Origin of the sequence: Sphingomonas sp. (assembly GCF_041661885.1) — a bacterium.
Lineage (GTDB): Bacteria > Pseudomonadota > Alphaproteobacteria > Sphingomonadales > Sphingomonadaceae > Sphingomonas.
Genome location: NZ_JBAZTL010000004.1, coordinates 377,784 through 388,873, shown reverse-complemented (window position 1 = coordinate 388,873; position 11,090 = coordinate 377,784). Strand labels below are relative to the sequence as shown.

10 protein-coding genes and 2 tRNA genes are annotated in these 11,090 nt (G+C 64.5%); 7 read left to right on the top strand and 5 right to left on the bottom strand.

Annotated features, from left to right (window positions below):
- Positions 1-209, top strand: a 209-nt coding sequence (locus WC704_RS10580; protein WP_372889874.1) for a hypothetical protein, incomplete at its 5' end; no start/stop codon positions are given.
- Positions 210-410: 201 nt separating this feature from the next.
- On the opposite strand, the gene WC704_RS10575 is transcribed toward WC704_RS10580, so the two are convergent.
- The 4 genes from WC704_RS10575 to WC704_RS10560 form a co-directional block, all read right to left on the bottom strand.
- Positions 411-487: transfer RNA gene (locus WC704_RS10575), tRNA-Pro, on the bottom strand.
- An 87-nt stretch (positions 488-574) separates the two neighbouring features.
- Positions 575-651, bottom strand: a tRNA-Ile gene (locus tag WC704_RS10570).
- Positions 652-663: 12 nt separating this feature from the next.
- Positions 664-1,686, bottom strand: a complete 1,023-nt coding sequence (locus WC704_RS10565) for a polysaccharide deacetylase family protein (protein WP_372889873.1) — start codon at positions 1,684-1,686, stop codon at positions 664-666.
- Positions 1,687-1,688: 2 nt separating this feature from the next.
- A complete protein-coding gene (locus tag WC704_RS10560; RefSeq protein ID WP_372889872.1) occupies positions 1,689-3,779 on the bottom strand; it encodes a histidine kinase dimerization/phospho-acceptor domain-containing protein in 2,091 nt (696 codons plus the stop codon).
- Positions 3,780-3,965: 186 nt separating this feature from the next.
- Between WC704_RS10560 and WC704_RS10555 the strand changes: the two genes are divergently transcribed.
- Positions 3,966-4,433, top strand: coding sequence for an Lrp/AsnC family transcriptional regulator (locus WC704_RS10555; protein WP_372889871.1), 468 nt, complete (start codon positions 3,966-3,968; stop codon positions 4,431-4,433).
- A gap of 146 nt (positions 4,434-4,579) precedes the next feature.
- Here WC704_RS10555 and WC704_RS10550 read toward each other — a convergent pair whose 3' ends face one another.
- The gene (locus tag WC704_RS10550; protein ID WP_372889870.1) at positions 4,580-5,863 is read right to left on the bottom strand and encodes a hypothetical protein; all 1,284 of its coding nucleotides are present in this window, start codon (positions 5,861-5,863) and stop codon (positions 4,580-4,582) included.
- A 207-nt stretch (positions 5,864-6,070) separates the two neighbouring features.
- Between WC704_RS10550 and yaaA the strand changes: the two genes are divergently transcribed.
- The 5 genes from yaaA to WC704_RS10525 all read left to right on the top strand — a co-directional run bounded on the left by yaaA (position 6,071) and on the right by WC704_RS10525 (position 10,994).
- A complete protein-coding gene (gene yaaA / locus WC704_RS10545) occupies positions 6,071-6,823 on the top strand; it encodes a peroxide stress protein YaaA (RefSeq protein WP_372889869.1) in 753 nt (250 codons plus the stop codon).
- On the top strand, positions 6,820-7,518 hold the full coding sequence (locus WC704_RS10540) for an SDR family NAD(P)-dependent oxidoreductase (protein ID WP_372889868.1): 699 nt from the start codon (positions 6,820-6,822) through the stop codon (positions 7,516-7,518). The genes yaaA and WC704_RS10540 overlap by 4 nt, the downstream gene beginning before the upstream one ends.
- 108 nt (positions 7,519-7,626) lie before the next feature.
- On the top strand, positions 7,627-7,758 hold the full coding sequence (locus WC704_RS10535) for a hypothetical protein (RefSeq protein ID WP_372889867.1): 132 nt from the start codon (positions 7,627-7,629) through the stop codon (positions 7,756-7,758).
- A gap of 111 nt (positions 7,759-7,869) precedes the next feature.
- Complete coding sequence (gene gyrA, locus WC704_RS10530) at positions 7,870-10,641, top strand: DNA gyrase subunit A (RefSeq protein ID WP_372889866.1); 2,772 nt, start codon at positions 7,870-7,872, stop codon at positions 10,639-10,641.
- Complete coding sequence (locus WC704_RS10525; protein ID WP_372889865.1) at positions 10,638-10,994, top strand: DUF952 domain-containing protein; 357 nt, start codon at positions 10,638-10,640, stop codon at positions 10,992-10,994. The genes gyrA and WC704_RS10525 overlap by 4 nt, the downstream gene beginning before the upstream one ends.
- Positions 10,995-11,090: the final 96 nt, after the last annotated feature.

Genomic DNA, 11,090 nt, shown 5'->3' with positions numbered 1-11,090 from the left:
CAAAGGCCAAGCCGAGCGCCGAAAATTTGGTGACCGTAGAAGCGATCCGTGTGGGCCACCGCTGCGGTGAAACCCCTCTAGGCAGACCGTTTGATTCGGTCAAACCCTTTTTTGCAATTTTCTTTCAATCGCGCGTCAAAACGACGTCGGGCGGACGGATTTTCCGTCGAAAATCGTCGGAAAACCGCCACTTTTGCGGAGTGCTTTGAGGAACAGAACCAACGCCCTGCCCCAGGAGCACCTGCGTTCGGCACCTCGATCGCCCGCCGCGATCGATTGGAATGCACCGGCGAACGATCGGGATGCCTGTTGCAGCAAAAGCGAGCGGCGGCACTGCCACGCAACGACGCGCAAAGGCGTGCCAACCGCGCATCACAGTGACCGCGCTACAAAGCAATAAAATGGAAGGATGGTCGGGGAGACAGGATTCGAACCTGCGACATCCTGCTCCCAAAGCAGGCGCGCTACCGGACTGCGCCACTCCCCGACGGTGTCGTCGCTTAGGCGGGCTGGACCGTAAGCGCAAGCGTACGCTTACGATCTGCCATCGTCCTCCATCGAAAAGCGGACAATATGGTGGGCCCGGCAGGACTTGAACCCGCAACCTAGCCGTTATGAGCGGCCAGCTCTAACCAGTTGAGCTACAGGCCCCCGTCGCCTCCGTTAGCGTCGCGCGCGCGCCGCTGCAATCACCTGATCGAGCGACGCAGCCGCAATCCCGCGCCGCGCCAAATCGTTCAGCACCGCCGCCCACCAGCCATAAAAGACCGCAAGATCCGCCGCATCGCGGACATAGGGGGTATGCCCGGGGACCAGCGAGGGTGAGTGGAACGCAAAGTTCAGAACACGCACCCCCTCGCCTGCCGCAACCGCAATCGCCTCCAGTGCGTCGTGCAGCGGCATGTCTTCGGGCGTCAACGCCACGCGCGACAACAAACCTGCACGCGCGAACAGGCCGCGTCCCTTCGGCACGCTCCCCAACGCATGATACAGCGCCGCCCCCTGCCGCCGAAGCACGCCGGTGTGCACCGTGGTCAACGGCAGTTCGATCAGGCCACTGCCCGAGCCGACATGAAAGGCCGCATTGCCGATCACCGAAAAATCGGGCCCGCCATCCGCCGTATATGTGTAGCGCGACCGCATCGAGCTATCGAGACGATAGCCGCGCGCGGCGAGCAGCGACAGCGTGTTGGGGCCAATGCCATATCGCCCCGCACGGTACGCGATCGGACGCGTGCCGAACGCAGCGGTAATCGCCTCGGTCAGGCAATCGATCTTTGCCGCCTCCAGCGCGCGCGGCAAATTTCCGGCGTAACTGTTGAAGGGTGTCAGCGCCTCGTCAAAAGGCGGCGTGACCCAAGCGTGGAGTTGCGCCCCGATTGCCGACACCCCGTCAGCACAGGCGGCGCGCAATAGATCGACCGCGCGGGCGTCCGCGACAATCGGATAATCGACCATATAGGTTAGCGGTACGCCGTGATCGGCGAACCAGCGATTCGCCTCCGGTATCGCGGCCACCGCCGACACCGCATGGGCGTCGCGCGACAACGGTGCCGCCCAGTCAAACTCCTCCTCGGTGTCGACGAACACGATAAACCGTGTGCCGAACACATCGGGCCACGCGACCAAATCAGCACGCGCGGGAGCAAGCGGGCGATACGCCGCGACAGGATCGGGCGTGACCACGATCAGTTGGAAGAAACCTGCTCCATCCCGGCAAGAGACGCGGCGGGCAGGCGCAAAGTCAAGGCCTTGTCGCCGATGGTCAGGCTCCCGCGCAATTCGGCGGCGAGATTGCGCGCCAGCCGCAGCGCAAAGCCGGTGCCGAGCAACGGGGCGCCCTCGCGCTCTGCCTCCGCCTCGGCATCGATCGTGAGCAGGCTCTCTTCGGCATAAGCGGCAAGGGCGCGGGGTCGATCGAACACGATCGAGATCGCGGCATCCTCGCGCGTTGCCGCGACACCGATCCGCTCGCCCGCGCTGCCCGATGCCACCAAGGTTGCCATCAACCGCGCGACCAGCCGCTCGACTGCGCGGTCATCCCCCAGAATCGCCAGCGAATCGTCGCCGATATAGCGGTCAAGCACGGTCCCGCGCAGCGTTGCAAGCGGGGCAAGATCGGCAAGGATACGGGCGAGCAAGGGGGCGACCGGCACATCGCCTAAGCGCAAATCAAGTGCATGGGTTTCGATCCGTGCCGCCATGTCGATATCGTCGATCGCGGTGAGCAGGCCGCCCGACTGCGTGCGGATGGCCGCCGCATGGGCGCGATATGCCGCTGGCACCGGCCCGAGCATCTGCGATTCGATCATCTCGGCAAAACCGGCGATCGCGTTGGTCGGGGTGCGCAATTCATGCACCAACTGGCGCAACGCATCCGCAGCGGGATTGCGCGTTTCGCGCATCGGCTCGGCGGTTTCGTCGGCACGCGGACGGCGCGCGGTGCCGCGATAACCCGTGAAGCGCCCGCTCACCCGATCGAACACCGGAATGCCCGTGATCCGCCATTGGCCCGCCGCGTCGGACTGACCGTCCACCACCAACCTGGCGTTGGAAAAACCGGCGCGACGACGGAACGCCCCGGCCACCACGCCATCGACCCGCGCACCGCTTGCCGCAGGCGACAGGTCAAACGACAGCCCGATCAAGGGCGCGCGCGCCGCCCCTTCGATCCAGCGAACGATGCCGTTGGCGTCCGTTTCGAAGCGGAAGCTTTCGGACTGGTGCGGCTCGGTCGCGAAAAGTTCGGGCTGGATTTCCAGACGGGGGACAGGCGGCGCGGTTTCCTCGCGCTGGCGCTGATAGGCGTCGATTCGCGCGACCAGTTCGGCGATCTGGAACGGTCCGGTTTCGGAGGTGGCGGGCGGTGCGGGCGGTCGGATGAAGGCGATCGGTGGCGCCACCGCTGTGGAATCGGCAGGCGTCGGCTCGCGCTCCGCCTGACGCAGCGCCTCGGCCACGACCGGAAGGCCAGCCGCAACGGCTGCGATCGACACGAAGGAAGAAACCGGGGCAATCGGCGCCGGTCCCTCTGCTACAATCGATTCGACGGTCGCCGATTCCGGGGCATCCTCGCTCGCGTCGGGCGCGACCTGCACCGGCGCGACGGCTTCGGGCGTGGGCACGGTTTCGGCGAGCGGCGCGTCGAACACCCTGAACTCGGCAACCTGCTCCCCCACCACCTCGGTCCAATCGACCGCGACGGCTTCGTCTTCAACCGGGTGCGCGACAACTGGTTCCGGCGCGACCGGCTCCGCAACCACCGGGTCGGGCATTGTCACGCCGCTGTCCGCCGCCTCGCCCGCACTTGCGTCGATCGCCTGCATCACCGGTTCCGGGGCGGTAATGAGCGGTGCGTTCAGAACGAAATCGACACTGCCGAAACTTTCCAGCGCACGGTGGACCGCGCGCGGCAAATCACGCCGGTGCCGCAGAATCGAGCGGGCGGGCGGTGACAACGCCGGAAGCAGGCTGGTCCATTCGGCAATCGATAGCTGCGCCGTGCGCAACACCGGCCCCGCCACCGAAAGGTCGTCCTCCGCAAACAACGCGACCAAGGCGAGCGGCGGGTTTGCCGCCGCGAGCCCGCGCGCGCTGGCCGAGCGCACCGGTGGTGGCACATCGCCGCGAATCATCCGCAACCGTGCGATCGCATCGTCGCTTGCCGAGGCCCGCCCGCGCCCGATCAGATCGACCAACTGCCGCCAGGTGGATTGCGCGCCAAAAGCGGTCGACATTTCTGCCGATAGGACCGTCTCCAGGCTGTCGTCGAACCGCAAGCTATTTTGTCCCCGAAATTACGACGTCTCTTGCGTCGTAACGGATTCTTAACCGGCGCAAAGGCCCTGCGTAACCCCGAGATTTGCAGCCGTCGCAATGTGGGACAATTGCGTTCGGTGGTAATTATCTTATAGGCAACTGCAATATGGCAATGCGAAACGCGCGTTACCCGGGAGCATTACGTAATGACATTCGACTCGATCGACCGCCGGATTCTGGAACTGCTTCAGGACGACGGGCGAATGACCAATGTCGAACTGGCCGAGCGTGTCGGGCTGACCGCCCCGCCCTGCCTGCGCCGCGTGCGGGCGCTGGAGGAAGCCGGTGCGATCCGCGGCTATCACGCCGAGATCGATCCCGCCACCCTTGGTTATCCGATTACCGTGTTCGCGATGGTATCGCTGCGCAGCCAGGCCGAGCATGATCTGGCCACGTTCGAGGAGCATGTCGCGACCATTCCCGAAGTGCGCGAGTGCCATATGCTGAATGGCGAGATCGACTTCATCCTGAAGATCGTGGCCAGCGACCTGAAGAGTTTCCAGGAAATCCTGATGACGCACCTGACGCCTGCCCCCAATGTGGCGAGCGTCAAGACCTCGCTGACGATCCGCACCGCCAAATCGCTCCCGGGCATTCCGATCCGCGCGGGATGAACGCGGGATGAAGGGGCGACATCCAAAAAACGAGCCGGAAAACGGGCCCGCGCGCGCCGTTATCCCCTGCTCCCACCGTACCTGATCTCCCCCAAACGAAAAAGGGCGACCCGCAGGCCGCCCTTTCCGTCCGTAACCGGGCGCAATCACGCCGTCGGCGGCGTGTCCACGAACACCAGCCACAACCGTGCGATCGCCTTGCTCGGATCGGCAGCCACCTTCGCGAGGACCGCCTTGGCTTCGGCGCGATCGCCCGATAGCGCCAGCGCCATGCCGAGGTGCAGGTTGTTACGGTCGGCATCGGGCGCGCCCTTGGTTTCGGCCAGGCGATACATCTCGATCGCCTTGGCATAGTTGCGCGTGCCGAAATACGCATCACCCGCCTGCTGCGCGAGATCGCCCTTGGGCGCTGCCTGCGCGTTTTTCTCCTTGGTCGCCAACGGGGTGCTGCCCGCGATACCTGTCTTGGCGCGCGTCAGTTCCTCGGTCGCGGTGATGTTGCCCTTGGGAATCGATTCACTGGCAAAGCCTTCTTCGATCACCGTTTTGGCTTCGTTGGGCAGACCGACATTGATCGCGGCATCGGCATAATCGATATATTCGCGCTGGGCGGTCTGGCTCTTGGTCGCCCACAACAGACGGTAAAGATCGACGCGATTCTTGCTGTACTTCACCGCTGCCGGGCCCTGGAAGCCGAAGGTGTAGATCGCGCCGCGCCAATTTTCCTTGGTGCCATATTCGGTCAGCCACGCCGCCGTCCACGAATCGGCACCTTCCTGATCGCCGATCTTGCCGAGCCGGGTGAACGCATATTTATACCAGGATTCGGGGGCCTTCTTGCCCTTGGCCTTTTCCGCCTGCGCTGCTGCGCCCAAATCTGCGATACCGCCCTTCACGTCACCCGCTTCAACCTTGGCGCGTGCGATGTTGAGCAGCAGATCGTCATCGGTATAGCCAAGGTCCTTGGCCTTGAGGAAAAACTCAACCGCCTTGGCATAATCCTTGGTCGAAAGCGCGAAAGCGGCCCGCGAATTATAACGGTTGCCCAATTCGGCCTTCGGCGTCGCGGGGTTGGCGATCAACGCGTCGAGCAACGGGGAGAGCGCGGCAATCCGCGCCGCCTCGGGCTGACCCTGGGTTTGCGCGTTGACCAGCGACAGGCGCAGCCCCGACGCGAGATAGCGCTCGTAATCGCTCTTCGCGACGCTATCGAGCGTGTTGAGCGCGGTCTCTGCCTTGGCGAGATCCTTTGGCGTTGCGGCCAGCGCAGTTTGCGCATCGACAGCGGCGGCGCGCGCTTCTTTCGAAATTGTCGGCGCGGCCGGTGCGGCCTCTTCCTTCTTCTTGGCAATCGCGGGGGCGACCAAGGCGGCACCGTTCAACCCGATGACGAGCGTTGCCGTCAGGGCGATTTTCGAAACCATCTTCATTGCGGGACTCTCCTCAAGCGTCGCTGGCGCGGCGGAATACTGGCGTTGCTCCTAGCGTCGCCGGTTCGACCGTCAAGCGACGCGAGATGCGCGACGCCGACTGAACGCGCTTTGAACGGATTTGGACGCATCGACCTCGCGCTTCGCGATGCCGCGCTTGCGCCCGGGCTTTGACGCAAGCGCCCGGCCCGCCTAATCGCCGGGGCGATGATCGCCCTTCTTTCACCCGCCAAGACGCTCGATTACGAGCGCCCGCTTCCCCCGCTCACCGCGACCACGCCGCGCTTTCAAACAGAGGCGGCGTCGCTCGCCAAATCGGCGGCAAACCTGACCCAGGCGCGCCTCGCTTCCTTGATGCACATTTCACCGAAGCTGGCCAAATTGAACGCCGACCGCTTCGCCGGATTCGCCAACGCGCCCGAGCGGCCTGCGCTCTTCGCCTTTGCCGGGGATGTCTATACCGGCTTTGAAGCGCGCACACTCGATGAGGCAGCAATCACCTTCGCGCAGGATCATGTCCGGATGCTGTCGGGCCTGTACGGCTTGCTGCGCCCGCTCGATGCGATGCGCCCCTATCGGCTCGAAATGGGCACACGCTGGGCACCGCGCCGCAAGAGTCTGTACGAATATTGGGGCGACCGCATCGCCGCCACAGTGCGCGAGGAGGTGGCCGAGGAGGGGGCGGGCGTCGTACTCAACCTCGCCAGCCAGGAGTATTTTGCCGCGGTCGACGGCAAATTGACCGGGCTGCGCGTGATCGACGTCGATTTCCGTGAAGCTGGCCCCGACGGCCCGCGCTTCGTCAGCTTCCACGCCAAGCGCGCGCGCGGGATGATGGCGCGTTGGCTGTGCGAGCATCGTATCGGCGAAATCGACGCGATGCGCGGTTTTGACAGCGACGGATACCGCTTCGACGCCGCCGAAAGCACGCCCGACCGCTGGCGGTTTACCCGCGCATGACCGGTGCTGCCGTCATCATCGGTGCCTCGGGCGGCATCGGCGCGGCGCTGGAAGCGGCGTTGATCGAGGAAGCGACGTTCGAGATCGTCCACGGCTTTGCGCGTTCGCGCACCGGCGCGCAGCATCTTGATCTGCTCGACGAAGCGAGCATTGCGGCAGCCGCTGCGCACGTCGCCACAGGCCCTGCCCCCACGCTGGTGATCGTCGCCACCGGCTTGCTGCACGCGGGCGAGCGCGGCCCCGAAAAGGCGATGCGTGAGCTCGATCCCACCTGGCTTGCCGAGACCTATGCGATCAACGCGATTGGCCCGGCACTCGTCGCCAAGCATTTTCTGCCGATCATGCCCAAGACCGGACGCGCGGTGTTCGCCGCGCTCTCCGCGCGAGTCGGCAGTATTTCGGACAATAAACTTGGCGGCTGGCACGGCTATCGCGCCTCCAAGGCCGCGCTCAACATGCTGATGCGCGGCATCGCGATCGAGGAAAAGCGCCGCAACGATCGCACCATCGTCGTCACACTGCATCCCGGCACCGTCGACACCGCTTTATCCAAGCCGTTCCAGGGTAATGTTCAAGCCGGTCGCCTGTTCACCCCCGACCGCGCCGCGTTGCAACTGCTCGACACGATCGAGGAACTGAAGGCCCCCGACAGCGGCAAAATGTTCGACTTCGAGGGCAAGGAAGTGCCCTTCTGAGGAGCGCGGGCACATGACGGACTTGTCATCGTCCCGCCATGCCGATTCAATGCTTGGGTCGCACCATCGCGGCAGGGTTACTCCGCCGACCGTTTTGAGAGGACGTCCATGACCAGGCTTCCGATAACGATCGCCGCCGCGCCGACCGGATGCCTGGTCACCACCAAGACCTGCACCGGCAAGACCATCACCTACAATTGTTCCAAGGCGGGCAACGCCAACAAGACCGCCTGCAAATGAGGCGACAATTGCCACCCTTGCGCCACCATGTCGTGCGCGCAGGGGTGGCGTTTCGTTGCGCGCTCGGCTAGGGTTGTCGCATTCCCGTAACACAGCCGAAGGCACCATAAATTGACCGACGAGACCGTCCTCGCCGACCCTTCCGACATTGCCCCGATCTCGATCGTCGACGAGATGAAGTCGAGCTATCTCGACTATGCGATGAGCGTGATCGTCGCGCGCGCGCTTCCCGATGTTCGCGATGGCCTGAAACCCGTCCACCGCCGTATCCTGTGGTCTGCGTCCGAAAGCGGCTTCGTCTACAACCGGCCCTATCGCAAATGCGCCCGCATCGTCGGTGACGCGATGGGTAAATATCACCCGCACGGTGACAGCTCGATCTACGAAGCCCTGGTCCGCATGAGCCAGGATTGGTCGATGCGCGTGCCGCTCATCGACGGTCAGGGCAATTTCGGCTCGATGGACCCCGATAAGGCCGCCGCGATGCGCTATACCGAGGCGCGTCTGGCCAAGGTTGCGGGCTCGCTGCTCGAGGATATCGACAAGGACACGGTCGACTTCGTCCCCAACTATGACGGGTCCGAGCGCGAACCGTCGGTGCTGCCGGCGCGTTTTCCCAATCTGCTGGTCAATGGCGCGGGCGGCATCGCCGTCGGCATGGCGACCAACATCCCGCCGCACAATCTCGGCGAAGTGATCGACGCGACGCTCGCCATCATCGATTCGATGACCGGCGCGCGCGAGCCGCTGACCACCGAGGAACTGATCGAGATCGTCCCCGGCCCCGATTTCCCGACCGGCGCGATCATCCTCGGTCGCGCAGGCGCACGCTCGGCCTATGAAACCGGGCGCGGCTCGATCATCGTCCGCTCGCGCTATGTCGTCGAGGAAGGGCGCGGGGATCGCCGCTCGATCGTGCTCACCGAAATCCCGTACCAGACCGGCAAGAACGGCCTGGTCGAAAAGATCGCCGAAGCCGCCAAGGACAAGCGCATCGAAGGCGTCAGCGACATTCGTGACGAATCGAGCCGCTTGGGCGTGCGCATCGTCATCGATCTGAAGCGCGATGCCACCCCGGAGGTCGTGCTCAACCAATTGTGGCGGCACACGCCCGCGCAATCGAGCTTCCCCGCCAACATGCTGGCGATCCGTGGCGGTCGCCCGGAACTGCTCAACCTGCGCGACATCATCACCGCGTTCGTGACCTTCCGCGAGGAAGTCATCACCCGCCGTTCGAAGTTCGAGCTCGCCAAGGCGCGCGACCGCGCGCATCTGTTGCTCGGCCTGGTGATCGCGGTGACCAACCTCGACGAGGTCGTCCGCATGATCCGCGGCTCGTCCAGCCCCGCGGCCGCGCGCGAAGCCCTGCTGGCGCGCGATTGGCCAGTTGCCGAGATCGCGCCTTTTATCAAGCTGGTCGAGGCGGTCGAAGTCGAAGTGACCGGCGACACGTATCGCCTGTCGGAGCTGCAAGTCCGCGCAATCCTCGATCTGCGCCTGCACCGCCTCACCGCGCTCGGTCGCGACGAGATCGGCAATGAGCTGCAAGGCCTGGCCGATTCGATCGCCGAATTGCTCGCCATCCTCGCCGACCGCGCTAAACTGTTCGCCGTCATGCGCGAGGAACTGGTCGCGGTCCGCGCCGAATTCGCGACCCCGCGCAAGACCGACATCGCGGCTGCCGCCGATGGCATTGACGATGAAGACCTGATCGAGCGCGAAGACATGGTCGTCACCGTGACGATGCAGGGCTATATCAAGCGCACCACGCTCGACACCTTCCGCGCCCAGGCGCGCGGCGGCAAGGGCCGTGCGGGCATGGCGACCAAGGATGAGGACGCCGTCACCAACCTGTTCGTCACCAGCACGCACACGCCGGTGCTGTTCTTCTCGACGCTCGGCAAAGTGTACCGCATGAAGGTATGGAAGCTGCCCGAGGGCGGTGCCGCCACGCGCGGTCGCCCGATGATCAACCTGCTGCCGCTGGCGGAAGGCGAGACGATCTCGACCGTGCTTGCTTTGCCCGAGGACGAGACCGAATGGGCCGCGCTGCATGTGATGTTCGCGACGGCACGCGGCAGCGTGCGCCGCAACTCGATGGACGCCTTCACCAACATTCCGACCGCCGGCAAGATCGCGATGAAGTTCGAAGGCGTCGATGCCGATGACCGGCTGATCGGCGTTGCGCTGCTCAGCGAGAATGACGACGTGCTGCTCGCCACCCGCCAGGGCAAGGCGATCCGCTTCGCCGCCGACGAAGTGCGCGAGTTCCAGAGCCGCAATTCAACCGGCGTGCGTGGCATGACGCTGAAGGGCGACGACGAAGTGATGTCGCTGTCGATCCTCCACCGCGTCGGCGCGACGCCCGACGAGCGCGAGGATTATCTGAAGTTCGCGCCGTGGAAGGGCGAGCGCGAAGGCGAGATGGCGATGACCCAGGCGCGTTACGAAGAGCTGATGATCCGCGAACAGTTCATCCTCACCGTCTGCGCCAACGGGTACGGCAAATTGTCGTCGGCGTATGATTATCGCCGCACCGGGCGCGGTGGCCAGGGCATCACCAACATCGACAACATCCCGCGCAACGGCCCCGTCGTGGCGAGCTTCGCTGCGACCAAGGGCCATCAGTTGATGCTGGTGACCGACCAGGCCAAGGTGATCCGCACCACGCTCGGCTCGATGCGCGTGATCGGCCGCAATTCGGCGGGCGTGAAGCTGTTCGATGTCGGCAAGAACGAGCATGTCGTCTCCGCCGCGCGGATCGAGGAAGCCGAAGGCGATGCCGAGGCCGATGTCCGCGACCTGACCGCAGTGGAAGTCGCCCCTGATGACACCGGCGACACCGGTGAGGATCTCGCGGCTGGCCCGGACAATGGCGAATGAGCGAACGGCCGCTCACCGCCTATAAGGTGTTGACCGCCAAGCAGATGGCGACGCTGGAGGCCGAGGAATCGTTCGCCGGCGCGCCTATCGATCTCGCCGATGGCTATATCCACCTCTCGACCGCCGAGCAGTTGACCGAGACGGTCGACAAGCATTTCGCCGGGCAAAGCGATTTGCATGTCGCGGCAGTCGATCTCGGATCCTTCGGCGCGGGGCTGAAGTGGGAAGAGTCGCGCGGCGGCGCGCTCTTCCCGCACCTCTATGGCGGCCCGCTGCTGCTGGAGACGGTGATCGCCTACGGCCCGCTCGAACGCGATGCCGATGGCCAGGTGAAACTGCCCGTCGCGGGATAGAGTTTGATGCTTCTACTTTAACCCGTTCGTTTCGAACGTAATCGAGACGCAGCGGCTATCGTAGTGCCAGATTTCTCGATTACGCTCGAAACGAAC